This is a genomic window from Allosphingosinicella vermicomposti (assembly GCF_003012815.1).
GTDB classification, from domain to species: Bacteria; Pseudomonadota; Alphaproteobacteria; order Sphingomonadales; family Sphingomonadaceae; genus Allosphingosinicella; species Allosphingosinicella vermicomposti.
This window is the reverse complement of record NZ_PXYJ01000002.1, coordinates 248,607-272,204: the sequence shown is the minus strand read 5'-3', so window position 1 is coordinate 272,204 and position 23,598 is coordinate 248,607. Positions and strand designations below refer to the sequence as shown.

Below are 23,598 nucleotides of genomic sequence, written 5' to 3'. Positions count from 1 at the left end.
GGGCGAGGGGAGGAGGAAGCGCAACTACCAGCCGACCAGGCCGATTTTCTCGCGGCGCATCCAGCGGCCGACCATCAGCACCGAAACAGCGGCAAGCCCGGCTGCAAGCCCGGTCCAGATGCCGACCCCTTCCCATCCCGCCCAGAAGGCGAGCGCGATGGCAGTGCCCAGGCCAACCACCCAATAGCCGAGCGCCGCGTAGATCATCGGCACCTTCGTATCGTGAAGGCCGCGCAGCATGCCGGCGCCGACCACCTGCGCGCCATCGACGATCTGAAAAAGGGCGGCGACAATCAAGAATGATACGGCCAGCCTAATGACTTCGCGGTTCGCCGGGTCGCTGGCATCGAGGAAGGCGGAGGCGAGCGTTTCGGGGATAGCGATCATCACGATGCCAGTCAGCGTCATGAACCCGACGCCGAGTGCGAAGGACGTCCAGCCTGCACGCGCGATGCCGTCCTTGTCCTTCCGGCCATAAGCAAGGCCTACCCGCACCGTCACCGCCTGCGCAAGGCCGAGCGGCACCATGAAAGTGAGCGCCGCGATCTGGATGGCGATGGCATGGGCGGCGATGGAACTCGCGCCGATCAGGCCCATCAAAAAGACGGCGGCGTTGAAGATGGTCACTTCCAGCGCCATCGTGATGCCGATCGGCAGGCCAAGCGCGCATACTTCCCGGAAGCGCGGCCAATCCGCGCGCCAGAAATTGCCGAAGAGGCGATAGCGGCGAAAGCGCGGATGCAGACTGACGACGAGCACCATGCTCACGAACATGAAGAGATTGGACAGCGAACTGCCCAGGCCCGCGCCGAACAGACCCAAAGCGGGAAGCCCGAACTTTCCGAAGATCAGGCCGTAATTGACGATCGCATTCAGGCAGACGGCCGCTGTGCCGACCAGCAGCGACCATTTGGGTTGCTCAAGCGCGGCAAGAAAGTTGCGGAGCACGACGTAGAGGAGAAACGGCAGCAACCCCCATTTCAAGGGGCCCACGAGTGTCGCCGCATTGCGCGCGAGTTCAGGCTCCTGACCAAAAGCGATCAGGATCGTTTCGGTATAAGCCAGGATGATCCAGATCGGCACCGCCGCTGCCAGCGTTGCCCACATCGTCTGGCGCACGGTGCGGCGCACATCGCGGACGCTATGCGCTTTCCGCCCAAGCTCGCGCGCGATCATCGGCGATGCGGCCGAAACGAAGCCTAATCCGAAGATCAGGAATGCGGTGTACAGGTTGATGCCAAGTGTACCGGCTGCGAGCGTTCGCGCGCTCAACCAGCCGAGCAGAATGACGTCCGTCGCATGGATCAGCGCCTGTGCGACATTGGTGAGCACCAGCGGAACGGCGAGCGACACGGTCGCGCGAATCTCGTCGCGCCAAAGGTGGCGTTCAGGTTGCAGCGCGGCGTGCATGAGCCACGCCCTAGGCTTGAAAACGCGGGGGGGCAATGCGAGCGGCCGGGGTTGCGGCTCCCGGGCCATCCGGCTTAAGACGTGGCCATGCTTATTCCGGCTGCTCTTGCCCTGTGCCTTGCCGCGCCGGCGCTCGCCGTCCCGGCCGAGCCGGCGCTCGCCGCTCCTGTCCGCGCGATGATCGACGCCGCTTTGGATAGCGGCGATGCAAAAGCGGTGGAAACCGTGCTGGCGCTTGCCCGCAAGGCCAATCCCGACGCAATCGCCGAAATCGACGTCATCGAAAATGCGTGGCGCTCCGACATGACAGTGCGCGCGGCGGAGGCGGAGCGGGTACGCACCGAAGAATTGCGCGCCGCCGATATGCTCGACAATTGGAAGGGGCAGGTCGAATTGGGCGCATCGCGCTCGACCGGCAATTCGGACAGCCTCGGCCTTTACGGCGCCACCAATTTGGAGCGCGAAGGGATACAGTGGCGGCACAAATTGTCCGCCCGCGCCGATATTCAGGAAACCAACGGCCAAGCCACGACCGAGCGCGTCCTCGCGGCGTGGCAGCCCAATTTCAAGTTCGACGACCGGCTCTACATCTTCGGCCTCGGCCAATATGAGCATGACCGGTTTCTGGGCTATATCAACCGCTACACGCTGGGCGCCGGGGCGGGCTATGGCGTGCTTAAAGGCGGCCCCGTCACGCTCGATGTGGAAGGCGGGCCGGCGCTCCGCCATACCGATTTCTACGACGATGGCCGCGAGACGAAGGTTGCGGGCCGCGCGTCGATGGCGCTCGCGTGGAAGATCACCCCGACTTTTCATTTCGCGCAGACGGGTTCGCTCTATCTGGAAAAAGGCGACAGCAGCGCCAGCGCATCGACCACGTTCGACACGAAGTTGATCGGCGCTCTGAAGGCGCGGTTTTCTTATAATATCCAATATGAACGCGATGCCCCGGCGGGCCGGGATCCGGTTGATACGCTAAGCCGGGCAACCTTGGTCTACTCCTTCTAGCAATCGGCCGGAAAACAGCATGGCACGCGTCTATCTTCGACCGACCGGATTCATTGACGCCCCCTTCGGGCTGGATGGGCAGGTTGCGCGTCTGGCCGGCGGACTCAGCTGGTTCTCCGCGGTCGAGTTGATCCGTGTGGAAGGCGGACGCCTATCGCGCGAACTTCTGTCCGTCGCTGCCATCGAAGATCGCCTCGGCCAACTTGACGATCGCGCCCGGACAGCCTGGACCAATCTCACGGCTCCACGGGCGCCGCTGGTTTTGGGCGACCGTGTGATCCGTTTCGACCAGCCTCAGGTCATGGGCATCCTGAACGTCACGCCGGACAGTTTCTCCGATGGCGGCGTGCATGACGATGCGGAGAGGGCGGCGGATGCCGGCTTCGCCATGGCGCAGGCTGGGGCGGCCTTGGTCGATATTGGCGGTGAATCTACCCGGCCTGGCGCCAAACCCGTTTGGGAGCAGGATGAGATCGATCGCGTCCTGCCTCCGCTCGAGCGGCTTGCGGCGGGCGGCGCGGCGCTTTCGCTCGACACGCGGAAGGCCGCCGTTATCGAGGCCGCGCTTCAGATCGCGCCGGTTCTCGTCAACGACGTGTCGGCGCTGACCTTCGATCCGCGCGCGATGGATGTCGTCGCGTCATGGGGCTGCCCGGTCGTGCTAATGCATCATCAGGGCGCGCCGGAAACCATGCAGGACGCGCCATCCTATGACGGGCCGGTCCTGCTCGCCGTCTATGACTGGTTGGAAGAACGGATTGCGGCTTGCATCGCAGCAGGCATTGCGCGGGATAAGATCCTGATCGATCCCGGCATCGGCTTTGGCAAAACCGTTCAGCACAATCTCGATTTGATGAACGGATTGTCGCTGCTTCACGGCCTGGGCTGCCCGATCGTCCTTGGCGCGAGCCGCAAGCGGATGATCGGCGCATTGTCGGGAGAGGCTCCAGCCGATCGGCGCCTTGGCGGATCGATCGCGCTTGCGATGAAGGCGGTGGAGCAAGGCGCGCATATCGTGCGCGTCCATGATGTGCCTGAAACGGTTCAGGCGATAAGGGTGTGGCGCGGCCTGAGAGACGCTGCGCTCACACCCCGTATCGATTAGGCGCTTTCCGGCTCGTCGTCGATCAGTTCGTAGACGAGATAGGCGCTCAGCAGGCTGACGCCGATGCTGATGACGGAACCGATGAGGCCGCCGAACAGGGCGTTTTCGCCTTCAACCGCTTCACCGGCGCGGGCCGAAAGCGAAAGCGATGCGGCCGGATTGGCCTGAAGCGGAGCTGCGAGAAGCGCAGCCGCAGTGGCCGCAAGGGCCAGAGTCTTGATCTTCATAATTACCCCCCAAAATGTAGGTTTCGCCGCCTTGAAGCGGGAAGCGGAGGGGCGTCAATCGCCGCTGGCGATCTTGCGACGAAAGAGTCGATTTGATCGACGAGGGCTTATTGAGTCGCGTCCATGATGCCCAGTTCGCTGAGCTTTCTGTAGAGCGTTGAGCGCCCGATGCCGAGGCGGCGGGCAACTTCCGTCATGCGGCCGCGATAATGGCCGATGGCAAGGCGTATGACATCCGCCTCGATATCCTCCAACGGACGCAAGTGTCCGTCGGGCGTGAACAGGGTGACGCCCGGCGCCCCTGTCAGTGCCGAGGGAGCAGGCACCGGGGCGGCCATGCCGCTCCCAATGTCCGCGGCACGTCGGCTGTAAGCGGATTCTAGCTGGATATGCGGGAAATCCGCTGCCGTCAGCACTTCGCTCTTCGCCAGCACGGCTGCGCGAAACAGCACGTTGTGGAGCTGGCGAACATTTCCGGGCCAGCCAAAGCGCATCAGCACACCCAAGGCATCGTCCGATATCGTCACTGGCCGCATGCCGGGCTGCTCGCCAATGTGAAACAGCAAGTGACGAGCCAATGACGGAATGTCGCCGCGCCGTTCCCGCAGCGGAGGCAGATAGACGGTGACGTGCGACAGGGCCGTCAGCAATTCGGCATTGAACAGGCCCGCTTCGGCGTCGTTCGCGAGCTTGCGGGTCGTGCCCGCGACGATCCGGATGTCGACGCTCATCGGTTCGGTCCCGCCGATCCGTTCGATCTCGCCGCTGTCCATCAAGCGCGCGAGCCGCTCCTGCATGTCGGGCGCGAGATCGGCGATGTTTTCGAGGAAGATTGTGCCGCCATCGCCCGCTTCGAAAAAACCGGCATGGCGGGTAAAGGCCCCCGCAAAGGCGCCCTGTTCATGACCGAACAATGCGGATTCGATGTGATTGTGTGGGATGGCCGCGCAATCGACCGCGATGAATGGCTTCTTCTTGCGCGGGCTCGCATGGTGGATGGCGCGGGCGACGAGTTCCTTGCCGCTTCCCCGCTCACCCTCGATCAGAATTGCAGCCCGGTTGCGTGCGCCCTTGGCCGCGACAGCCATGGCGGCGCGAAATTCGGGCGATGATCCGACGATTTGCTCGAATTCCAGCGGCTGCGACAGCTTTTCCGAAAGAAAGCGCAATTCGCCTCCGCCCTTGCGGCGGTCGGCGGCAGCGTGAAGTGCAGAAAGCAGGCGATCGGCGACCCGGGAGCGGAGCAAATAGTCGGTCGCTCCGGCTCTCATCGCATCGATGGCAAGGCCCGCCTCGCCTTCATCGGCAAGGATGAAAATCGGAAGCCCGGGCCGAATGGCGCGGATGCCATGAAGGAGAGCGGCTCCGGCTGCTTCCCCCGGCCAGCGCTCCAAAAGCACGGCGCCCACATCGGAATTGTCTTCATCGGCAAGCATGGCCATGGCCGCATCGCCGTTGGGCGCGCCAAACACCCACCATCCTGCCCGTGCCGCAGTCGCGGTGACGACGCGTTTCTGCGCGGCATCGTCCCCGATGAGGAGGAGACAGCGCGGCCGGTCCGCGGCGATGCTGGTCTGGACGGTCATGGGACCAGTATTAACCATGGATGGTAAACGGCTTGTTAAAATGGTGGTGAATTTTTGGGTTTGGCGCGGGCGCGACGGCTGGTAAGGGTGACTGCGAACCAAAACGACTATCGCCAAAGGGAAGATGATGGCCGCCGACGAAACCGGTAACGACATGAACGCTCATGTTCAGGATTATTCGCTGTTCACCGGAATGATGAAGTGGGGAACGATCGTGGCGCTGATCGCGGCGGCCATCGTCGTCCTTGTGATCGCGAATTAACGGGCGGGCCGCGGCATGAAGATCGCGGTCCTCAAGGAAGAAGCGGAAGGTGAGCGCAGGGTCGCTGCCACCCCCGAAACCATAAGAAAACTGATCGCGCTTGGCGCCACTGTCTCGGTGGAGGCGGGCGCGGGCCAATCCGCGTCGATCGTCGACGAAGACTATCGCGCGGCCGGTGCTGAAATCGGCGAACGGACGGCAATATTGCCGGGCGCCGCGATCATTTTGTGCGTGCAAGGGCCGGATCCTGCGATCCTCCAGGATGCCGCGCCCGGCGCTGTGCTGATCGGGACGCTCAACCCGATTGGAGAGCGCGCCCGCGTCGATGCTTATGCCGCTACGGGGGTTGAAGCGCTGGCGATGGAATGGATGCCCCGCATCACGCGCGCTCAATCGATGGATATCCTGTCCAGCCAATCCAATCTTGCAGGGTATAAGGCGGTGCTCGACGCCGCCGCCGAATATGGCCGCGTTTTTCCGATGATGATGACGGCCGCCGGAACGGTGACGGCGGCGCGCGTCTTCGTCATGGGGGTGGGGGTCGCGGGGCTTCAGGCCATCGCCACGGCGCGGCGTCTGGGGGCGGTTGTGTCGGCGACCGACGTGCGCTCGGCAACGCGCGAACAGATTGAAAGCCTTGGCGCCAAGGCGATCTTCGTCGACGACGTGCAAGGCATAGAGGGGGAAGGCGCGGGCGGCTACGCCACCGAAATGTCCGAAGATTATAAGGCGCGGCAGGCCGAACTCGTCTCCGCCCATATCGCGAAGCAGGATATCGTCATCACCACGGCGCTCATCCCGGGAAAGCCCGCGCCGCGTCTCATCACTGACGCCCAGATCGCGACGATGCGGCCGGGCAGCGTGATCGTCGATCTCGCCGTCGAACAGGGCGGTAATGTGGAAGGCTCCGAGTTGGGCCAGATTGTCGAACGGCATGGCGTACGGATCGTCGGCCATCGCAACGTTCCAAGCCGCCTCGCAGCCGATGCATCGGCGCTTTACGCGCGCAATCTCTATAATTTCATCGCTGCCTTCTGGGACGCGGAAGGAAAGCACCTGTCCCTGCCGGCGGATGACGAAATCGTGGCAGGCACAAGAGTGACGCAAAACGGGAAAGTGGTGAATTCGCGTCTCGCCTGAACCCTTGGCCAATACGTCAATCTCGGGTAATCGCGCTCTTTGGCCGCGGCTTTATCGGCCCGGTTGTAACTGGATAGCGATGGACGGCGGGGGGCTTTAGACAATGATTGGCAAGCGCCTCGATATCGTTCCGCCTAAACCCAAAGATGCGGCGTTGCTGACGTTCGTCCTGTGGCTCGTGGCAGCGACGATCATGACGCCTGCGGCTCTGTTCTCCGGGCAGATCAATGGCATAGGCGAATTTCTTTCGATCTGGACGGGGTTCGTCACCGCAATTCTGCTCAGCAGCCTGCTTTATTTCACCCTGCGCATCCTTGCGGGTAAGCCCTTGTGGTTGGCTGTTCCATCGATCGTCATCATTATGACGATCACCGCGATGCTCCAGACGGCAACCGATTTTGGCGGTCAGCACCTCCTGCATCTTGTCTTTGACGGTCATCGCCTCCCTCAGCAGGATACACAAAGTTTGCTGGTCGCGACGACCTTTTATTGGGCGCTCGACGGGTGCAATATCGGCCTCCTCTGGATTTCATCGGCGGCCCGGACGATCCGATTGCAGGAGGTGGAGCTCGCCGAAACGCGCGCGGCCCGGCTCGAGGCGCAGGTCAACATGTTCCGGATGCAGGTGAATCCTCATTTCATGGGCAATTCGCTCGACGTCGTTTCAAGCCTTATCGCAAACGGCAAGCTGGGCGAGGCGCAGCGCATGGCCGACAAGCTGGCCAGTTTCCTTCGGACTGCGGCGGCAATTGAGGGCGCGGAAACCGAGCTTGGCGAAGAACTCGACATGATTGACGCCTATCTCGATGTGGAAGCATCGCGTTTCGGGGATCGGTTGACGATCGAGATCGAACATGACGCGACGCTGGAATCGGCACTCATTCCGACGTTCATCCTCCAGCCTCTAATCGACAATGCTTTGAAATATGGCGTGGAAGCAGGCGAGGGCGCCGCGATATTGCGCATCCACACGCGCCGGGATGACGAGCGCCTTTTGCTCATCGTGGAAAATATTGGCCTGGCCCCCTCCGGCGATGCTGCACCCGCCGGTATAGGCTTTGCCAATGTACAGGGCCGGCTCGATCTTCTGTTCGGCCGCGAGGCGGAGTTCGTTTCAGAGGCGCTGGACAATGGATATCGGGCAACGATCGCCATTCCCTATCGTGAGCAGGAGGCGGATGATGTCCTGCGCCGCGCTGCTTAACGATCGCTCGGGCATCCGGAAGTGTGGGACGCATCAGCCATGCTGACCAAGCGGTTGCGCATTGTGCCTCCACGGACGCGGGAAGCGATACGGCTGACCTTCGTGATGTGGCTGGCGGTCTACATCATTCTCGGGCCGGTGACCTGGCTGACCGGGCAGGTGACAGGCCTTGCCGAATTTTTGAGCATCCTCACCGCGTTTGCGACATCCTTCCTGTTCGCGCTTCTCTTGTCTTTTTTGATCAGGAGGGTTTCCGGCCAGCCGGTTTGGCTTGCCCTCCCCGCCCTTGCGGCAGCGGTGACGGTCGTTGCCATCATGCAAATGGCTGCCGATTATGGCGGCCAATATCTGCTTCATATCAGCTTCGTGCAGCATCGCATGCCCGATGCCTCGCCCCAGGCTCAGCTCATGGTCGGCAGCATCTACTGGGTTCTCGACGCCTGCAACCTCGCCCTGCTTTGGGTGTCGTCCGCCGCGCGGAAGATCCGGATGGATGAGGTGGAGCTTGCCCATGCCCGCGCCGCGAAGCTGGAGGCGCAGCTCAACATGCTCCGTATGCAGATCAATCCGCACTTCATGTGCAATTCGCTCAACGTGGTATCGGGTTTGATCATTGCCGGGCGGACTGCGGAGGCTGAGCGCATGACCGGGAAGCTTGCCGAATTCCTGCGTGTTTCTTCAGAAATCGAAGGTCTGGAAACGGCGCTCGGCGACGAACTTGCCCTCATCCTTTCCTACCTGGAGGTGGAAACGGCGCGTTTCGAGGATCGCCTCGAAATTGAAATCGGTCACAATGATGAGATCGCGCGGGCGCTCGTTCCGAATTTCATCCTTCAGCCGCTCGTCGAAAATGCCCTGAAATATGGCGTCCAGTACTCACGCGGCCTCGCCAAGGTGCGGATCATCGGGCGGCGCGACGGCGATCGCCTGATCCTGACCGTGGAAAATGAAGCCGAGGAAGCGATTGGCGATGTCCCGGAAACGAACGGCGGCGGCATCGGCCTTGCTAATATTCGCGCGCGGCTGGCGCTCATCTTCGGATCGGACGCGTGCCTGGAAAGCGAGCCGCTTCGCAACGGCTACCGTGCGACGATCAACCTGCCCTTCCGGCAAGGGCCGGCCCGCGCCGCGCCGCTGGCACGGGTTCCTGTCGCCGTCCATTAGGGTCCGTACTCTTAGGGAGCGGGTTGTGACGGGTTGGCGTTTGTTGTCTGGCGAGGAGAGAGGAGGCGAGCGATGCTCATGCATCGTGACCGACGAAACGACGCAGCCACGCGGCAAAGGACGGCCCGCCGCTTCACTCTCCAGGCGATCCCAACCCACTCTATTATTGAGTCCGGACCCTTGGGCCTTCGACAAAGGTGCGGCTTCCGGTCTATAGGCAGGGCATGACGAACGAACGGATCTGGACCGCGGGCCTTATCATTATCGGCGACGAAATCCTGTCGGGCCGGACTCAGGACAAGAATGTGGCGCAGGTGGCACAATGGCTCAACCTGCAGGGCATCCGCCTCGCCGAAGTGAGGATCGTGCCGGACGTTCAGGATCGGATCGTCGTAGCCGTCAATGAATTGCGCGAAGGCTATGACTATCTCTTCACGACCGGCGGCATCGGCCCGACGCATGATGACATTACCGTCGATGCGATCGCGGCGGCGCTCGGCGTCCCGGTCGTCGTGCACCCCGCCGCCCGCGCAATCCTCGAGGATTATTACAAGGATCGCGGCGGCGTTAGCGAAGCGCGCTTGCGCATGGCGCGCGTGCCCGACGGCGCGGACCTCATTGAAAACAAGATGTCCGGCGCGCCCGGCATCCGGGTCGGCAACATCTTCATCCTCGCCGGTGTGCCGCACATCACAACGCTTATGCTGGAGGCTTTGTCCGGCCAGCTGGAAGGTGGCCGGCCACTCCTGTCCCGCACGGTCGGCTGCCGGGTCGCGGAAAGCGAAGTCGCCGCCCTGCTTGCGGAAACGGAAAAGGCGTATCCCGGCTGCCAGATCGGCTCCTACCCCTTCTTCAAGGACGGGCGAGGCGGCGCCAATTTCGTTTTGCGGAGCACCGATGCAGAGACGCTGGACCGCTGCGCAAACGCCCTGATCGCCGCGCTCGCCGCCGATGGCCGGGAGCCGGTCGACGGCGCAATCTAGCTCAGGTCGTCTCTCTGCCGGGAATGGTGGCTGCGATGCTCGAACAATGTCGTGTAGCGCCCGATGACGAGCAGCACCGTCGGCCACAACATCGTATTCCAGAGATCCTTAAGACCTTCATCCCAGGCAATGGGGCTTCCGCCCATCTGAGCACGCCGGATATCGAACATCTCGTTCAGCAACTCGACCGCTAGCACGACCAGCCAGGGCAAACGGCTGCGGCGCGTCTGTCGGAATATGAACATCGCGAGCAGATATAGAAGCAGCGCGAGGTGGACGTGCAGCGCATCCCGCTCCAGACCAGTATAGGCTTCGACAAAAATCTTGATGTCGGCATATTGGGTGGTGCCGATGTCCGCGACGTTCATATTTGCCGCCTAGCGTAAGACACGCACCTATACTAGCCAAGGGCTGCGCTTATGCCTGGAGCGGGCGAAGGGAATCGAACCCTCGTCGTAAGCTTGGGAAGCTTCTGCTCTACCATTGAGCTACGCCCGCATATCAGCGAAATCGCAGTCTCCCTGCGATCCAGCCCGATTGACACGAACAGATTGCGCGCGTCAACGCAGACTTTTGGCGACAGAGGGGCCGTCGGGCTCAAGGTAGCCTGAATGATGTAAGCCGCTGAAATAAGTAAGCTCAACGTCATGGAGAAATACGTCGGCCAAAGTCTGCCTTCTAACAAGGTGAAACCAGCGACCCCCGTTTCACTGTTGAATATAATAAGCCTACTTATTATATGCCTGAATATGGAAACGTTCGGATTCGATGTGGTCGAGACGGCGCGCATCCTGCGCCGCGATTTCGACCGGCGCGCCGCGGCCCTCGGCGCAACACGCGCGCAATGGCGTGTGCTCGCGCGCCTGTCGCGCCGTGACGGTATGCGGCAGGTTGATATTGCGGACGATCTGGATGTCGAACCGATCACCTTGTGCCGGATGGTCGACAGGCTTGAAGAAGCGGGCCTGGTCGAGCGCCGCAAGGATGAAGAGGACCGACGTGCCTGGCGTATTCACCTGACTGACAAGGCTCGCCCCGTTCTTGCCGAATTGCAGGACATCGGGATCGCCATGCACCGCGATGCGCTGGCGGGCATCTCTCCGGAAGAACGGCGTCAGGCGCTCTCGGTCATGGCGCGGATCAGGGACAATCTCAGCAAAGGCGGCGCAGGGGCCGTGCGGAAGGCGATATGAACAAGGCAATGACGATGGACGACATGGCGGTGGAGGTTCCTGCGCGGCGGAAGCCGATCGTGCGCACCCTGCTCCTTATTTCTGTGCCTCTGCTGCTGGCGATAATCGGCGGCTATTTCTGGCTGACCTCGGGGCGCTACGTCTCCACGGATAATGCCTATGTCGCGCAGGATAAGGTTTCGGTGAGCACCGAAGTCGCCGGAACGATTGCGCAGGTCCATGTGCGCGAGAACCAGCGGGTGAAGAAGGGCGATCTGCTCTTCGTGCTCGATCAGCGGCCCTATCGCATCGCGCTCGCGCAGGCGGAGGCGCAGATCGCGGCGGCGCAGGTGCAAGTGAATCAGCTCGAAACCCGGTCGGCGGGGACGGGCGCCGACATTGCGGGCGCGCAGGCGAACCTCGGCTTCACGCAAAAGGAATTCACTCGCTACGCCGAGCTTCTCGGGCGCGGCTTCACTACGCGCGCCCGCTACGAACAAGCCGAACATGCCGTCCAGGAAGCACGCGAACGCCTCGCCAATGCGCAGGCTGAAGCGGCAACCGCGCGATCGGCTCTCGCCAGCGGCGGCAGTGCAAGCCAGCCCGCGATCGAGGCGGCCCGCGTTGCGCGGGACAAGGCCTTGCTCGATCTTCAACGCACCGAAATTCGCGCACCTGGAGATGGCTATGTCAGCCAGGCGGATCGCTTGCAGGTCGGCAACGCGGTCGTCGCTGGCGTGCCCGTCATTACCATCGTGCGGAGCGGCGACACTTGGGTCGAGGCCAATTACAAGGAAACCGATCTTGCCGAAATGACAATAGGCCAGCCTGCCGAAATCGAGCTCGACGCTTATCCGGGTATGACGGTTCACGGCCATGTCGCCAGCATCGGGGCAGGGACCGGATCCGAATTCTCCGTCCTTCCCGCGCAAAATGCGACCGGCAATTGGGTCAAGGTGACGCAACGCGTTCCCGTCCGCATCGCGCTCGACGAAACCCCGGGCCGCCCGATGATCGCCGGCCTGTCCGCCGAAGTATCGATCGATACGAAAGGCCGCGCCCCGCAACAGGTGGCCGCGCGCTAAGCGATGGCAACCGCCGCCCTCCCTGCGCCCGCCGCGGCACGGCCGGAAGGGCTGGAGCGTATGCTCATCACCATCGCGGTGATGCTGGGTACGCTCATGCAGGTGCTCGACACCACGATCGCCAACGTCGCACTTCCGCATATGCAGACGAGCCTTGGCGCGACGTCGGAAACGATCAACTGGGTGCTGACAAGCTACATCGTCGCGTCGGCCGTCGCTATTCCGATCACCGGCTGGCTCGCCGACAAGGTAGGGCGCAAACGGCTCTTCATCTGGACGGTGATCGGCTTCACCATCGCGTCGGTCCTTTGTGCCGTGGCGCAGAATATGCCGGAAATGGTGCTGTTCCGCGCGCTTCAGGGCGTGGCGGGCGCATTCATCGTGCCGCTCGCCCAGGCGACCCTCTTCGACATCAACCCCCCTGAAAAGCACGCCAAGGCCATGGCCCTGTTCGGCGGCGGCGTAATGATCGGCCCGATCCTTGGCCCGGTTCTCGGCGGCTGGCTGACCGACAGCTTCAACTGGCGGTGGGTGTTCCTGGTGAACCTCCCCGTCGGCGTCCTCGCGACCGTCATGCTCATCCGTTACATGCCCTCGACGCCAAAGGTTTCGAAACGCTTCGACCTGTTCGGTTTCGCGCTCCTCGCCCTTGCCATCGGTGGGCTCCAGATGATGCTCGATCGCGGCGAGCAGCTGGACTGGTTCCAAAGCTGGGAAGTGTGGATCGAGCTCGGCATCGCGATTGCGGGCGCCTGGATGTTCGTCGTCCACATGCTGACGGCGAAAAACCCGATCTTCGATCCCAAAATGTTCGTCGACCGCAACTTCGCCACCGGCCTCGTCTTCATGGCGGTGACCGGCGTGCTTTTGCTCGCGGGCCTCGCTCTTCTGCCGCCGCTTCTTCAGCGGCTGATGGGCTACTCAGTGCTCCAATCGGGCTTCCTCACCGCGCCGCGCGGCGTTGGAACATTGATCTCGATGATGCTCGCGGGGCGGCTTGTCGGGAAGGTCGATGCGCGCTTGCTCATCCTGTCGGGCTTCGGCCTCATGGCCTTTTCGCTCTGGCAGATGTCCGGCTTCTCGCTCGACATGGACTCGCGGCCCATCATCATCAGCGGCGTCATTCAGGGCCTCGGGCTCGGCCTCATCTTCGTGCCGCTCAATACGCTCGCGTTCGGGACGCTGGCAGCACGCTACCGGACGACGGCCGCAAGCCTTCTCAACCTGTCGCGCAGCATCGGGGGATCTATCGGCATTTCGGTGGTGACGACGCTCCTTTCGCGCAACCTGCAGGTGAGCCACGCCGATATTGCGTCCAACGTAACGCAGAGCCAGTTGCAAGGCGTGGACCCCGCCTTGATCGACCGCCTCGGCGCGAATGGCGATGCGGCGCTCGCCATGCTTAATGCGGAAATCAACCGGCAGGCGATGATGATCGCCTATATCGACGATTTCCACCTGATGATGCTCATCACGCTTGCCTCGTTGCCGTTGCTGTTGCTGCTGCGCAAGGCACGGGGAGGGGGCGGCCCGCCGGTAATCGCGGACTGACCTATATCGAAAGGCTTAGGGCTTCTCGCTGCTCGTTGAATGGGTTGCAGGCTCCTTCGTCCCTAGCTTGCCTTTTGAAAGGCAGACATGATTGGACGACCAAATCAGCGAGCTTCGCGGCCGTGCGGACCAATGCCGCTCCCAGGCCCGCGCCACGCAGCACAGACCGACAGCAGCGATGCTGGAGCAAATGGCAATCGAATATGAAATGAGCGCCGACAAGCTCGAGACACGTTATGTGGAGGGCAGCGCGCAGGCCGGCAGCTAAAGCCTATTGCGGCCAGAGCGACGGGGCGAGGATCAATGCGATCCCGATCATGCTGAGCAGGAATATAAAGGTCCGGATCTTTGGAATTCCCGCCGCATAGAGCGGCAGATAAAAGATCCGCGCGCCGATCCACAGTAGCGCGCCTGCTTCGGTCAGATCGCTGCTTGATCCCGACACCGTCACGATCAAGATCGCGGCGATGACGATCGGGAATGTTTCCAGATAATTGTCCCGCGCCCGCTCGAGGCGGCCGACGATCGGCTGGGGCGGCGGCAGATCCTCGTCGCGCGCGCCCATGTTCCAGGCGGTGCCATATTGCCGCGTCTTCACCCGGATCGCGGCGAAGATGTGAACGATGGCGAGGACGCAGCCCCAGGCGAGCACGGTGAGTTCGGTGGTCATCGCGCCATCCTTGCCAAAGCCGGACGCCTTGGCAAGTTGCGCCCCGTCGGTCAGGGGAGCGAGCTTATAGGCCCCACCAGTTCATCGTCCCATAATATTGGGACACCTGCGCGTCATAATCCTCGCCTTGGGGCCTGTCGGCCTCGTCTAGGCGCATCGCCGGCGCGCCCCTCAGTTGATCGCGCGTCAGGTCCACGACATAACCGACGAGGTCGACATCGTAGGATAAAAGCTCCCACGGCACGGGGTGCACATGTTCGCGCATACCGAGGAAACCGCCGAACGACATCACCGCATAGGCGACCTTGCCGTTTCTTTTGCCGATCATCACGGAGTGAACGTGACCCAGTTTCTCGCCCCGGGTATTGAAAACAGGCGTGCCTTCCACCCTGCGCGAAGAAATCAGTTCATGTTGGAAATCGGTGACCTCGTCCGTGGATTGGACCGTGACTTGTTCCATTTCGATCATGGGAACCTCCCGTCCTTGTTCGACACTTAGCGGGCCGAAAAAAGCGCGAGGGGCCCCAGCTTAGAAAGCTGAAGCCCCTCTTGAGCCACCTTTAAAGGCGGCGTTTTCCAACTCACCTTTGCGATCCCACCCAAACGCGGGAGAGGTGGGGCTGGTTCCGCTCTATTCGGCCGCCATCCGATATTCGTCTTCCAAAAGCATCGGTTCGGCGAGAAGATGGAATACGTCCTCATATCCATAATTGACGACGGCCCGGCGGGAAAAGCTCAGGCCTGGCGAGGGCACCCAGTCCGGCCGCTTCATTGGCAGGATCGGACGGGGCGTATGGGTGGGCTTGGCCACCACTGTTTCCTTGAACCACTCGCCGACATAAGCGCCGTCGAGGCGAAAAACGTGGGAGCCCAGTATCCGGCCCACCGCATCGCCATTCATGTCGTGAATATAGTCGCCGAACCGGAAGCCGACGGGATAACCCTCAGCGTGGTACACATACATGGGCATTGCTGCCACCCCCTCATAAGGCGTTCAAAACAGGCCCGAAAACGTGGTTAACGAGCCTGCTGAAAATCCATTTTGGAACCTGTACGCCAGATGAACGAGGGGCCCGGGGGAGGGGGCTTGGCGCTACGGAGAAACACCTCGTCTGATGACCCGAACTGTGCCCAATTGCAGGCCCGCTCTGGTTTAGAAAAAGCCCTACCCCCCACCCGCTAGTCCTGAGCTTGTCGAAGGGCGGTTCCAGCTGGTTCCGGGCTTCGACAAGTTCAGCCCTAGCGGCTGAAGGGTGATTGCCCTCACTTAACCGGTGCCGCCTTTGGCTGATCCTTCGCGAACACATCGCCAAAGAAGCTGCCCCGATACCAACGCGGCGCTTCCGCCCCATCGGCAATCTCACGGGCGATCAAATAGTTGATCCGCGCGAATTTGGCACCGGCCTGCCAGTTGAACGGCAGATCGATCTCGTCGGACGGCTTGTGATAATCATTCTGCAGGAAGTGCATGAAGCGCTCCTGCCCTTCGCCGCCAAAACCGGTCATCAGGAATACGGACGGAATGCCCTCCTGCACGAAGCGATAATGGTCCGAACGAGTGAAGAGCCCCTCCTGCGGCAGCGGATCGTCGATCAGCTTGACGCCCATGCTCGCCCCCGCGCGCGCCACCGCCTGGCCCATCGTCGAATGTTCGGCGCCGAACGCGATCACGTCCTGAAAGTCGTAAGTGAGCACCGGCATGTCGAGGTTGACGACACCCACCACCTTGCCGTTGCCCAGCACCGGATGCTTGGCGAGGAATTGCGATCCGCGCAGGCCATCCTCTTCCGCCGTCACCGCCGCGAACAGGATCGGCCGCTTGGGCCGGTTGGGGGATGCCGCCATCGCCTCGGCCACTTCGATGAGCGTCGCGATGCCCGTCGCATTGTCCATCGCGCCATTGTGGATCTGGTCGCCCTGAATGCTGGGATCGGTGCCGACATGGTCAAGATGCGCCATCAGCAGCACATATTCATTGGCCAGCGCCGGATCGGAGCCCGGGAGCACCGCCAGCACATTCGGGCTGGAGAAGGTTTTGGCCGTCGTCTGCTGCTCCACCTTGACACTCGGCTTCAGCGCAAAGCCCTTGGGCTTGCCGCCAGCCTTGTCGGCTTGGGCCAGCACCGTCTTCAGCGGCGTCCGCGCGCCCGCGAACAAATCCTCGGCCGCTGACTGATCGAGCGTTGCGGAAAAGCGGATATTCGGCGCCGCGGAATAAGGTTTGCCGTTTTCGGACCAGGTGATGTTGCCATGGCTCGCATTGGCCTTGACCGCATTCCACGAGCGCCGCTTCATCTCGGCACTGTTGCGGATCGTGATCATGCCCACGGCGCCATTCTTCTGCGCCATCAGCCCCTTTTCGCTGGTCAGATGTGCGCCAACATCGCTGGCAGTCCCCTTGGGATAGCCGCTCAGCACCGCAACGATCTTCCCCTTCACGTCGAGCCCGGCATAATCGTTGAAGCCGCGCTCGGGCGCATCGAGGCCGTAGCCCGCGAACACCACCGGCGCCTCAAGGCTGAGCTGCGCGTCCGCGCCGGGATAGAGCAATATGTCGCCATTATGCGGAAAAGCCTTCCCGCCGATGGTCAGCGTCGACCCTTCCGCCACGCGATAATCGCCGAACGGCACCTCCTGATACCAGCTGCCGCCATTGCCCGGCTTGAGGCCCAGCCCTTCGAACTGCGTCGCAACATAACGGGCCGCAATGTCATAACCCCGCGTCCCCGCGTCGCGCCCTTCGAGCAGATCGTCGGACAGGAACGCGACATGGCTCCGGAAGCCCTCCGCCGTAAAGTCCGGCTGATCCGCCGTCTGCGCGACCGATACCGATGCCAGCGAAATAGCCGCGAGAAGGGCGGCAGGAAGAGCGAAACGCATGATGATTCCCCAACAAAGACAATGCCGGGCGAAGCTAGGCGACAATATCACCTGACGTCCAGTTCAGTTTGTGCGGGCTGATCGGTCCCCGCGTCGTTCACACGGGCTTCGACAGGCTCAGCCCTAGCGGGGTGGGGCAAGAATACTGGACCGGGAAGGGGAGGGAACGGGAGGGAAGGGAAGGAGCAAACGAACCCGCACCAGAACAGGCTGATCCGGGGGCGCCGCACACCCTCAACCCCGCTAGTCCTGAGCCTGTCGAAGGACGTTCCAGCCTGCGCAGCCCCGGCGCGCAACTGTGCTGACCCCAAGGATGACACCCCGCACAGATGGCGGCAATGGCCAATGAAGCAGATGCAATTTCCGCTGGCGTGAAAAGCGGGCGGAGCTGCGCATTTCACCCAAAGCTCACGGATTGCTCATGCTCCCAAGCTCCATCTGATCTAAATTTGCGGGATGGGAATGAGGTTCTGTTCAATGTGGAGCAACACACTGCGCGGCTTCTTGGTCGCTCCGGCCCCTAGCTTCGCGCTGATGTGTCTAATTTTTGTGAGGCCGCGTTTCGGTTTACATGACTGCCTCATTGGGGGTGGGCTGGCCATTGCGGGAAGTTACGGCTTCATGCTTTTGGCAGGTATGCCGACACACTTCTTACTACGGCGGCTACAGTGGCAGGGCTGGGCGAGTTATTTTTGGGGGTTCTCCCTTGCTTTGGCGCTCGTGGTGGGGGTGTTCACAGCAATGGAAGGTAATCCTCCAGATGCGCCGCGTTCGATGTTCTTAGCGGTGGGCGGCGATCGATGGCTGGTTCTTTTCGCTCTATGGTTACCCTTCGTTGCTGTGATGGCGACGATGTTCTGGGATCGCGCTGTGGCCGCTGAGAAGCCGACCGCGTAGCGGACGTTCCGCCAAGGGCGGGAACGGACGTTGCTACGTTGTATGGGGTGGGTCTTAGGTCGAGAGGATAGAATGTCGCAGCAGCCGTTTGCGGTGCTTTACCGATGGAAAATCGATCCTGCCCATGAGGATGAGTTTCGACGCGGTTGGCGAACGGCAACAATCGAATTGAGGGACAACTTTGGAGCTTTGGGCTCCTGCCTATCGCGAGATGCCGCCGGTAGCTTCTTTGCTTTCGCTCGCTGGCCGTCCGAGGAGCATCGTGAGATGGCCCTTTCAAGCCGCATTCCAGCGGATCCCGCACCAGGCGTTCTGGAGTTTGAGCAGACGAAGCTATGGGTCGAAGACGACTTTTTATCGCGGTGACGTCCGCAAAGGGGCGTAAGCAGACCGACAGCTAAGGGTGGGAAGCGGACATTGCTCTTCCAGAGGGTCGGCTGCATGATGCGAGAATGAACAGGCTGCTTCTCGCCACCACGCTCGCTGGCAGCGCCGCGCTACTAGGCTCTTGCGTTCGAACGGCGCCGGCGGGTGTTCCCTTGGTCGTAAGCGCGAAGCGAGACGGCGAAGGTTGCCTGATCATCATTGAGGGTGAACGGGCTTCCAGCGAACGCCTCTTGGAGATTGGTCGCGCTACAAACAAGACCCGCGCCATCGTGATCTACTTCAAGGACACCCCTTACAAATGTCTGGGCGGAGCAATTTTCACCCTGCAACGCGCGGGTATCGCCTTCGTTGATGCCGCGATGGCTGACGAGGACTAAGGTCCGCAATGGGTCGTAAGCGGACTCAGGTCGAAGCGGGCACGTATGTTTAGGATTGCCTAGCGTCCCGCACCTGCTCCGCAGTCGCGCCGCAAAGAAAAAGCGGCCCGGAAACCCGGACCGCTCTTTCTCGTAACGCTCTGACGCGGATTAACGCTTCGAGAACTGGAAGCTGCGGCGGGCCTTCGCCTTGCCGTACTTCTTACGTTCGACGACGCGCGGATCGCGGGTCAGGAAGCCTTCGCGCTTCACAGCCGTGCGCAGCGCCGGCTCGTAGCGGGTCAGTGCCTGGCTGATGCCGTGACGGACCGCACCGGCCTGACCGGACAGACCGCCGCCCTTGACCGTTGCGACGACGTCATACTGGCCCGTGCGTTCGGCGATGTCGAACACCTGGTTGATGACAAGGCGCAGGGTCGGACGTGCGAAATAAACTTCCTGGTCGCGGCCATTGACCGTGATCTTGCCGGTGCCGGGCTTCAGCCAAACGCGGGCAACGGCATCCTTGCGGCGGCCGGTCGCATAAGCGCGGCCCTGCGCGTCGAGCTGCTGTTCGCGGAGAACGGCTTCGATCTGCGGTCCCTGCGTGGACACGCCATGATCGTTCACCTTCTCCTCGCGGCGGCCACGGCCGGCGGGACGCTCGGCAGCTGCCGGAGCGGCGGCCTGGGTCTCAGCACCCTGATTCTCGACGACGGCGCCGAGATCGGAAAGCGATTGACGGGTATCGGACATCAGGCACCCACCTTGTTCTTGCGGTTCATGCCCGCGACATCGAGGACTTCAGGATTCTGGCCGCCGTGCGGGTGCTCGGTGCCATTGTAGAGGTGCAAGGCGCGCATCTGGTCGCGGCCAAGCGGTCCGCGCGGGATCATGCGCTCGACGGCCTTTTCAAGAACGCGCTCCGGGAAGCGGCCTTCGAGAACCTTGCCGGCGGTGACGCCCTTGATGCCGCCGGCATAGCCGGTGTGGCGATAATAGATCTTGTCGCCCAGCTTCTTGCCGGTGAACTTCACCTTGTCGGCGTTAATGACGACAACATGGTCGCCGCAATCGACGTGCGGGGTGAAGCTCGGCTTGTGCTTGCCGCGCAGGATGTTGGCGATGATCGTGGCGACACGCCCGACGACCAGACCTTCGGCATCGATCAGATGCCACTTTTTCACGACCTCGGCCGGTTTCGCCGGCTTGGTGGTCTTCAACAGCGCCTTCATGGCCTGAAACCCTTATGAAAATGACTGCGCCGCCCGAATCCGGAGCGGCGCTGGTGGCGGCCTAATGCGGAATGTGCCTCATTTTGTCAAGAAAACAGCGGCTTTGCTGACGGGTAAAATATTACCCGCCGCCATTTTCGACGATCCATGCGCGATAATCGGGCAGCGTATCGGCGATTGGCCAGACGGTGATGGCCGGAACGTCATAAGAATGAAGCGCGGCGATCCGCTCCATGAGGCGAGGGGCGGTCGTCATCGCGGTCTTGAACACAGCCGCAACCTCTTGGGCCTCCTCCACCGCGCCTTGCCAGCGATAGATGGACTGACACGCGCCGAGGACGTTCACGCAGGCCGCAAGCCGCTCCTCGACCACCGCCCGCCCAATCCGCCGCGCCTCCTCGCCATCGGCAAAGACAGCATAAACGGAAACGACGTTGCCCAACTTAGCTCCTCCCCCTTGATGGGGGAGGTTGGGTGGGGGTGATGCCGGGGCCAGGCTCGGCGCGGGCGGAGAAATCACCCTCACCCCAATCCTCCCCCATCAAGGGGGAGTGGGTAGCCACCCGATGCGCCACAACCACGATCGCCGCCAGCAACAGCGCGCCCATCCCTTGATGCGCAACGCCCAGCCACAATTCCACACCGGTCAGGATCGTCGCGATGCCCAGCCCGATCTGCAACCCCAGTGCCGTAAACACCGCATGCGCGGCACCCTTAAAGCCCAGACGTTGCGCTTTCAGTCCCAGCGCGATCGCAAAGCCGGCCACCACAAAGGCCAGCCAGCGGTGAACGAACTGCACCACGATCGGATTGTCCACGAAGTTGCGCAACACCGGCTCCAGCATCGGCGCCTCGGCCGGGAACAGGCTGTCACCCATCAGCGGCCAGGTGTTGAACGCATAACCCGCATTCAGTCCCGCGACATAGGCTCCGAACAGCATCTGCAGCGCGAGGATCGACAAGGTCCAGATCCCGATCGTCGGCATCTTCGCCCGCCCGCGCCCCGCTTCCAAGGCGCGCAGGTCCATCGCCGTCCAGATCAGCCCGCCAAGGATCAGAAATGCCGTGAGCAGATGGACCGCCAACCGGATGTGGCTGACATCGGGCCGGTCGACGAGGCCGGACGCCACCATCCACCAGCCGATCGCCCCCTGTAGCCCGCCGAGCGCGAGGAGGGCGGTCAGCCGCCAGCCATAGCCGCGCGGGATCGCCTTCTTCGCCGCGAACCAGAGGAGGGGGAGGGCGAAGGCAAGCCCGATGAACCGCCCGAGCAGCCGATGCGTATATTCCCAGAAGAAGATATTCTTGAATTCATCCAGCGACATGCCGCGATTGACTTGGGCGTATTCAGGCGTCGCCTTATAGGCGTCGAACTCCGCCAGCCATTGCTGCTCGTTCAGGGGCGGGATGGTCCCGGAGATCGGCTCCCACTGCACCATTGAAAGCCCCGACTCGGTGAGCCGCGTAATCCCGCCCACCACGACCATCAGGAAGACAAGCGCGGCAACGGCGAGCAACCAGTTCGAAATAGCGCGGGGCCGCGCGTTTGCCGCCAAGGGGCGCGGCGCGGACTCGGAAGCGGAAAGCACGGTCATACCGCCGCTATGGCCCCCAAAATCCTACATCTCAATGCAACTTTTCGCTGAAATGTGATATTGTATCTTTCCAATGATGCACCTATAACGTGGATCAGGAAACGCATGACGATGTTCGTACCCACGATCCGCAACGGACTGTTGGACCGCTTGGCCATCGGCCTGTCGGGCCTGTGCCTCGTCCATTGTCTCGCGACCAGCGTCGCTTTGGCGCTTCTCGCGTCGGCAGGGGCGCTTGTGTCGCCGCTGATCCATGAAGCGGGACTTGTTCTCGCCATTCTCCTCGGCATCGTCGCTTTGGGGAAGGGGATAATCGAACATGGCTATATGATGCCCGCCGCCGTCGGCGCCTTTGGAATCGGCATCATGATGGGCGCCCTCTCGCTGCCGCACGGGGGCATGGAGATCGTCTACACGATCCTCGGCGTCGCGATCCTCGCCCTCGGCCACGACCTCAATCGCCGCGCGGTCAGCGGCTTTATGACGCCCCAACCCGCATATAGCTGACCCTGCAGCACCTCCCGTCCCCAAACCGCCAAGCCTGAGCTCACCCGAAACCGACCCAACTTGTTCCGGCCCCGCGAACCGCTTATCTCCCACCCATGGCGCATGTTCATCACAAGCATGAGGGCGAGTCGCTCGCCGGGGCTGCGAAAGCGGCGATGGAAAAATCAGGCGAACAGTGGACGCAGATGCGCGCCTCCGTGTTCGATGCCCTTGCCGCATTCGATAAGCCCGCTTCCGCCTACGATATCGCCGAAAAGGTAAGCATTGCGCAGGGCCGCCGCGTTGCCGCTAACAGCGTCTACCGCATTCTCGACCTCTTCGTCGGCGCGAACCTCGCCCGCCGTGTCGAAAGTGCGAATGCCTATATCGCGAACGACCATCCGGGCTGCCTCCACGATTGCATCTTCCTCATCTGCGACGCGTGCGGACAGGCGACCCATATCGATGATGACAGCCTTTCGGGCGGCGTCCGCGAGGCTGCGAAACAGGCCGGCTTCGCGCCCGATCGCCCGGTCATCGAAGTGCGCGGCCGCTGCGGCGACTGCGTCGACTAACGAATACCCGGCGCCGACACGCTGCTGTCGCGGCGGTAATAAGGATAGGGCGTCGACCCTGCCGAAAAGGGCGGGAACATCGGATCGGCGGGCGGCGGCGGCGTGAGGGCGTTGACCACATTTATCGCCGTTTCCGCCCATCGGGCCCGGTTGCGCACCTTGCCCTCCAGCGTATCGAGCTCGTCCCATTTGGACGCGAGATGCGCCTCGACCCCCGCCCAGTCGGCACCGTCCGCCGCGCCTGCCTGAAGCTGATCCACCTCATAGGTAAGGTCTGACAGCCGCGCCTGCTCGCGCGCCATGACATCGTCGAGGCAGCGGCTGAAATCCTGCGCCGCTTGCCATGCATTGTCCTGCTGCCATTGCGGCGCATAGGGCCCAGGCGGGATCGGCACGGTGCACTGCACCTGCATCGACACGCGATGCCGGTCGATCAGCGCGATGGCCTCCGCCGCCGGATCGGCCATGGCGAGGGCAGGGGCCGTTCCCAGAAAGGTCAACCCGGTCAGCATCAATGTGGAAAGGGCGCGCATCACCTTGTCTCCATTGCGGAAGCGCAATGATCGCGCTTTTACGCCTGAACCGCTCTTGAATAGCCGCGCGCCCTCCACAACCTGTTC

Annotated in this window: 29 protein-coding genes and 1 tRNA gene; 16 read left to right on the top strand and 14 right to left on the bottom strand. The window is 62.3% G+C overall.

Going from position 1 to position 23,598, the window contains the following annotated elements:
* Positions 1–24: 24 nt before the first annotated feature.
* Positions 25–1,410, bottom strand: coding sequence for an MATE family efflux transporter (locus tag C7I56_RS07185; RefSeq protein WP_106639882.1), 1,386 nt, complete (start codon positions 1,408–1,410; stop codon positions 25–27).
* Positions 1,411–1,497: 87 nt separating this feature from the next.
* Here C7I56_RS07185 and C7I56_RS07180 point away from each other — a divergent pair, with 87 nt between their 5' ends.
* Both C7I56_RS07180 and folP read left to right on the top strand, forming a co-directional pair.
* Positions 1,498–2,418, top strand: a complete 921-nt coding sequence (locus C7I56_RS07180) for a DUF481 domain-containing protein (protein ID WP_106639881.1) — start codon at positions 1,498–1,500, stop codon at positions 2,416–2,418.
* Positions 2,419–2,437: 19 nt separating this feature from the next.
* Entirely contained in the window at positions 2,438–3,523 is a 1,086-nt protein-coding gene (gene folP, locus C7I56_RS07175; RefSeq protein WP_106639880.1) for a dihydropteroate synthase, read from the top strand.
* On the opposite strand, the gene C7I56_RS07170 is transcribed toward folP, so the two are convergent.
* Together C7I56_RS07170 and C7I56_RS07165 are read right to left on the bottom strand one after the other, a co-directional pair.
* Positions 3,520–3,750 carry a hypothetical protein gene (locus tag C7I56_RS07170; protein WP_106639879.1) on the bottom strand — a complete coding sequence of 77 codons (231 nt, stop codon included), beginning with the start codon at positions 3,748–3,750 and terminating at the stop codon, positions 3,520–3,522. The two genes, folP and C7I56_RS07170, sit on opposite strands and share 4 nt — an antisense overlap.
* A 107-nt stretch (positions 3,751–3,857) precedes the next feature.
* A complete protein-coding gene (locus C7I56_RS07165; RefSeq protein ID WP_425352385.1) occupies positions 3,858–5,318 on the bottom strand; it encodes a sigma-54-dependent transcriptional regulator in 1,461 nt (486 codons plus the stop codon).
* Positions 5,319–5,460: 142 nt separating this feature from the next.
* Here C7I56_RS07165 and C7I56_RS07160 point away from each other — a divergent pair, with 142 nt between their 5' ends.
* The 5 genes from C7I56_RS07160 to C7I56_RS07140 all read left to right on the top strand — a co-directional run bounded on the left by C7I56_RS07160 (position 5,461) and on the right by C7I56_RS07140 (position 10,089).
* Positions 5,461–5,598, top strand: a complete 138-nt coding sequence (locus C7I56_RS07160) for an aa3-type cytochrome c oxidase subunit IV (protein WP_106639877.1) — start codon at positions 5,461–5,463, stop codon at positions 5,596–5,598.
* 15 nt (positions 5,599–5,613) lie between these two features.
* Positions 5,614–6,738 (top strand): Re/Si-specific NAD(P)(+) transhydrogenase subunit alpha, encoded by a 1,125-nt coding sequence (locus C7I56_RS07155; RefSeq protein ID WP_106639876.1) that lies wholly within the window; start codon positions 5,614–5,616, stop codon positions 6,736–6,738.
* A 103-nt stretch (positions 6,739–6,841) separates the two neighbouring features.
* Complete coding sequence (locus C7I56_RS07150) at positions 6,842–7,942, top strand: sensor histidine kinase (RefSeq protein WP_106639875.1); 1,101 nt, start codon at positions 6,842–6,844, stop codon at positions 7,940–7,942.
* A 39-nt stretch (positions 7,943–7,981) separates the two neighbouring features.
* Positions 7,982–9,106: a sensor histidine kinase gene (locus C7I56_RS07145; RefSeq protein ID WP_106639874.1), complete on the top strand. Its 1,125-nt coding sequence runs from the start codon at positions 7,982–7,984 to the stop codon at positions 9,104–9,106.
* 224 nt (positions 9,107–9,330) lie between these two features.
* Positions 9,331–10,089 carry a competence/damage-inducible protein A gene (locus tag C7I56_RS07140; protein WP_106639873.1) on the top strand — a complete coding sequence of 253 codons (759 nt, stop codon included), beginning with the start codon at positions 9,331–9,333 and terminating at the stop codon, positions 10,087–10,089.
* On the opposite strand, the gene C7I56_RS07135 is transcribed toward C7I56_RS07140, so the two are convergent.
* Together C7I56_RS07135 and C7I56_RS07130 are read right to left on the bottom strand one after the other, a co-directional pair.
* A complete protein-coding gene (locus C7I56_RS07135; protein WP_106639872.1) occupies positions 10,086–10,457 on the bottom strand; it encodes a hypothetical protein in 372 nt (123 codons plus the stop codon). The genes C7I56_RS07140 and C7I56_RS07135 overlap by 4 nt on opposite strands.
* Positions 10,458–10,513: 56 nt before the next feature.
* A tRNA-Gly gene (locus C7I56_RS07130) sits at positions 10,514–10,587 on the bottom strand.
* Between the two features lie 251 nt (positions 10,588–10,838).
* Between C7I56_RS07130 and C7I56_RS07125 the strand changes: the two genes are divergently transcribed.
* From C7I56_RS07125 to C7I56_RS12325, 4 genes are all read left to right on the top strand, one after another.
* Complete coding sequence (locus C7I56_RS07125) at positions 10,839–11,282, top strand: MarR family winged helix-turn-helix transcriptional regulator (RefSeq protein ID WP_106639871.1); 444 nt, start codon at positions 10,839–10,841, stop codon at positions 11,280–11,282.
* A complete protein-coding gene (locus C7I56_RS07120; protein ID WP_106639870.1) occupies positions 11,279–12,346 on the top strand; it encodes an HlyD family secretion protein in 1,068 nt (355 codons plus the stop codon). The genes C7I56_RS07125 and C7I56_RS07120 overlap by 4 nt, the downstream gene beginning before the upstream one ends.
* Positions 12,347–12,349: 3 nt before the next feature.
* Positions 12,350–13,897 (top strand): DHA2 family efflux MFS transporter permease subunit, encoded by a 1,548-nt coding sequence (locus C7I56_RS07115; RefSeq protein WP_106639869.1) that lies wholly within the window; start codon positions 12,350–12,352, stop codon positions 13,895–13,897.
* A 91-nt stretch (positions 13,898–13,988) separates the two neighbouring features.
* A complete protein-coding gene (locus tag C7I56_RS12325) occupies positions 13,989–14,165 on the top strand; it encodes a hypothetical protein (protein ID WP_158703040.1) in 177 nt (58 codons plus the stop codon).
* Positions 14,166–14,168: 3 nt separating this feature from the next.
* Here C7I56_RS12325 and C7I56_RS07110 read toward each other — a convergent pair whose 3' ends face one another.
* The 4 genes from C7I56_RS07110 to C7I56_RS07095 form a co-directional block, all read right to left on the bottom strand.
* Positions 14,169–14,567 (bottom strand): MAPEG family protein, encoded by a 399-nt coding sequence (locus tag C7I56_RS07110; RefSeq protein ID WP_106639868.1) that lies wholly within the window; start codon positions 14,565–14,567, stop codon positions 14,169–14,171.
* Positions 14,568–14,631: 64 nt separating this feature from the next.
* Positions 14,632–15,036, bottom strand: a complete 405-nt coding sequence (locus C7I56_RS07105; protein WP_245409626.1) for a PRC-barrel domain-containing protein — start codon at positions 15,034–15,036, stop codon at positions 14,632–14,634.
* Positions 15,037–15,198: 162 nt separating this feature from the next.
* On the bottom strand, positions 15,199–15,537 hold the full coding sequence (locus tag C7I56_RS07100) for a 4-fold beta flower protein (protein ID WP_158703039.1): 339 nt from the start codon (positions 15,535–15,537) through the stop codon (positions 15,199–15,201).
* Positions 15,538–15,830: 293 nt separating this feature from the next.
* The gene (locus C7I56_RS07095; RefSeq protein ID WP_199792352.1) at positions 15,831–17,447 is read right to left on the bottom strand and encodes a M28 family metallopeptidase; all 1,617 of its coding nucleotides are present in this window, start codon (positions 17,445–17,447) and stop codon (positions 15,831–15,833) included.
* Between the two features lie 456 nt (positions 17,448–17,903).
* On the opposite strand from C7I56_RS07095, the gene C7I56_RS07090 reads away from it, so the two are divergent.
* The 3 genes from C7I56_RS07090 to C7I56_RS07085 all read left to right on the top strand — a co-directional run bounded on the left by C7I56_RS07090 (position 17,904) and on the right by C7I56_RS07085 (position 19,108).
* On the top strand, positions 17,904–18,344 hold the full coding sequence (locus C7I56_RS07090; RefSeq protein ID WP_158703038.1) for a hypothetical protein: 441 nt from the start codon (positions 17,904–17,906) through the stop codon (positions 18,342–18,344).
* 72 nt (positions 18,345–18,416) lie between these two features.
* Positions 18,417–18,710 carry a hypothetical protein gene (locus C7I56_RS12320; protein WP_158703037.1) on the top strand — a complete coding sequence of 98 codons (294 nt, stop codon included), beginning with the start codon at positions 18,417–18,419 and terminating at the stop codon, positions 18,708–18,710.
* A gap of 86 nt (positions 18,711–18,796) precedes the next feature.
* Positions 18,797–19,108 carry a hypothetical protein gene (locus C7I56_RS07085; protein WP_106639865.1) on the top strand — a complete coding sequence of 104 codons (312 nt, stop codon included), beginning with the start codon at positions 18,797–18,799 and terminating at the stop codon, positions 19,106–19,108.
* Between the two features lie 150 nt (positions 19,109–19,258).
* Here the strand turns inward: C7I56_RS07085 and rpsI are convergent, their stop codons facing one another.
* The 4 genes from rpsI to C7I56_RS07065 all read right to left on the bottom strand — a co-directional run bounded on the left by rpsI (position 19,259) and on the right by C7I56_RS07065 (position 21,917).
* Positions 19,259–19,843: a 30S ribosomal protein S9 gene (rpsI, locus tag C7I56_RS07080; RefSeq protein WP_106639864.1), complete on the bottom strand. Its 585-nt coding sequence runs from the start codon at positions 19,841–19,843 to the stop codon at positions 19,259–19,261.
* Entirely contained in the window at positions 19,843–20,322 is a 480-nt protein-coding gene (rplM, locus tag C7I56_RS07075) for a 50S ribosomal protein L13 (protein WP_106639863.1), read from the bottom strand. Before rplM ends, rpsI begins: the two co-directional genes overlap by 1 nt.
* A 121-nt stretch (positions 20,323–20,443) precedes the next feature.
* On the bottom strand, positions 20,444–20,764 hold the full coding sequence (gene cutA, locus C7I56_RS07070) for a divalent-cation tolerance protein CutA (protein WP_106639862.1): 321 nt from the start codon (positions 20,762–20,764) through the stop codon (positions 20,444–20,446).
* 1 nt (position 20,765) lies between these two features.
* The gene (locus C7I56_RS07065; RefSeq protein ID WP_106639861.1) at positions 20,766–21,917 is read right to left on the bottom strand and encodes a COX15/CtaA family protein; all 1,152 of its coding nucleotides are present in this window, start codon (positions 21,915–21,917) and stop codon (positions 20,766–20,768) included.
* Positions 21,918–22,022: 105 nt separating this feature from the next.
* Between C7I56_RS07065 and C7I56_RS07060 the strand changes: the two genes are divergently transcribed.
* Both C7I56_RS07060 and C7I56_RS07055 read left to right on the top strand, forming a co-directional pair.
* Positions 22,023–22,424 (top strand): MerC domain-containing protein, encoded by a 402-nt coding sequence (locus C7I56_RS07060; RefSeq protein WP_106639860.1) that lies wholly within the window; start codon positions 22,023–22,025, stop codon positions 22,422–22,424.
* A gap of 95 nt (positions 22,425–22,519) precedes the next feature.
* A complete protein-coding gene (locus C7I56_RS07055; RefSeq protein ID WP_106639859.1) occupies positions 22,520–22,978 on the top strand; it encodes a Fur family transcriptional regulator in 459 nt (152 codons plus the stop codon).
* On the opposite strand, the gene C7I56_RS07050 is transcribed toward C7I56_RS07055, so the two are convergent.
* On the bottom strand, positions 22,975–23,514 hold the full coding sequence (locus C7I56_RS07050) for a hypothetical protein (RefSeq protein ID WP_207789942.1): 540 nt from the start codon (positions 23,512–23,514) through the stop codon (positions 22,975–22,977). The genes C7I56_RS07055 and C7I56_RS07050 overlap by 4 nt on opposite strands.
* Positions 23,515–23,598 lie beyond the last annotated feature (84 nt).

Bases quoted from the DNA above. Each gene is read 5' to 3' on its own strand.
- C7I56_RS07185 (WP_106639882.1), bottom strand. From the start codon at position 1,410: ATGCACGCCGCGCTGCAACCTGAACGCCACCTTTGGCGCGACGAGATT.
- C7I56_RS07180 (WP_106639881.1), top strand. From the start codon at position 1,498: ATGCTTATTCCGGCTGCTCTTGCCCTGTGCCTTGCCGCGCCGGCGCTC.
- folP (WP_106639880.1), top strand. From the start codon at position 2,438: ATGGCACGCGTCTATCTTCGACCGACCGGATTCATTGACGCCCCCTTC.
- C7I56_RS07170 (WP_106639879.1), bottom strand. From the start codon at position 3,750: ATGAAGATCAAGACTCTGGCCCTTGCGGCCACTGCGGCTGCGCTTCTC.
- C7I56_RS07160 (WP_106639877.1), top strand. From the start codon at position 5,461: ATGATGGCCGCCGACGAAACCGGTAACGACATGAACGCTCATGTTCAG.
- C7I56_RS07155 (WP_106639876.1), top strand. From the start codon at position 5,614: ATGAAGATCGCGGTCCTCAAGGAAGAAGCGGAAGGTGAGCGCAGGGTC.
- C7I56_RS07150 (WP_106639875.1), top strand. From the start codon at position 6,842: ATGATTGGCAAGCGCCTCGATATCGTTCCGCCTAAACCCAAAGATGCG.
- C7I56_RS07145 (WP_106639874.1), top strand. From the start codon at position 7,982: ATGCTGACCAAGCGGTTGCGCATTGTGCCTCCACGGACGCGGGAAGCG.
- C7I56_RS07140 (WP_106639873.1), top strand. From the start codon at position 9,331: ATGACGAACGAACGGATCTGGACCGCGGGCCTTATCATTATCGGCGAC.
- C7I56_RS07135 (WP_106639872.1), bottom strand. From the start codon at position 10,457: ATGAACGTCGCGGACATCGGCACCACCCAATATGCCGACATCAAGATT.
- C7I56_RS07125 (WP_106639871.1), top strand. From the start codon at position 10,839: ATGGAAACGTTCGGATTCGATGTGGTCGAGACGGCGCGCATCCTGCGC.
- C7I56_RS07120 (WP_106639870.1), top strand. From the start codon at position 11,279: ATGAACAAGGCAATGACGATGGACGACATGGCGGTGGAGGTTCCTGCG.
- C7I56_RS07115 (WP_106639869.1), top strand. From the start codon at position 12,350: ATGGCAACCGCCGCCCTCCCTGCGCCCGCCGCGGCACGGCCGGAAGGG.
- C7I56_RS07110 (WP_106639868.1), bottom strand. From the start codon at position 14,567: ATGACCACCGAACTCACCGTGCTCGCCTGGGGCTGCGTCCTCGCCATC.
- C7I56_RS07105 (WP_245409626.1), bottom strand. From the start codon at position 15,036: ATGATCGAAATGGAACAAGTCACGGTCCAATCCACGGACGAGGTCACC.
- C7I56_RS07100 (WP_158703039.1), bottom strand. From the start codon at position 15,537: ATGCCCATGTATGTGTACCACGCTGAGGGTTATCCCGTCGGCTTCCGG.
- C7I56_RS07095 (WP_199792352.1), bottom strand. From the start codon at position 17,447: ATGCGTTTCGCTCTTCCTGCCGCCCTTCTCGCGGCTATTTCGCTGGCA.
- C7I56_RS07090 (WP_158703038.1), top strand. From the start codon at position 17,904: ATGGGAATGAGGTTCTGTTCAATGTGGAGCAACACACTGCGCGGCTTC.
- C7I56_RS12320 (WP_158703037.1), top strand. From the start codon at position 18,417: ATGTCGCAGCAGCCGTTTGCGGTGCTTTACCGATGGAAAATCGATCCT.
- C7I56_RS07085 (WP_106639865.1), top strand. From the start codon at position 18,797: ATGAACAGGCTGCTTCTCGCCACCACGCTCGCTGGCAGCGCCGCGCTA.
- rpsI (WP_106639864.1), bottom strand. From the start codon at position 19,843: ATGTCCGATACCCGTCAATCGCTTTCCGATCTCGGCGCCGTCGTCGAG.
- rplM (WP_106639863.1), bottom strand. From the start codon at position 20,322: ATGAAGGCGCTGTTGAAGACCACCAAGCCGGCGAAACCGGCCGAGGTC.
- C7I56_RS07065 (WP_106639861.1), bottom strand. From the start codon at position 21,917: ATGACCGTGCTTTCCGCTTCCGAGTCCGCGCCGCGCCCCTTGGCGGCA.
- C7I56_RS07060 (WP_106639860.1), top strand. From the start codon at position 22,023: ATGACGATGTTCGTACCCACGATCCGCAACGGACTGTTGGACCGCTTG.
- C7I56_RS07055 (WP_106639859.1), top strand. From the start codon at position 22,520: ATGGCGCATGTTCATCACAAGCATGAGGGCGAGTCGCTCGCCGGGGCT.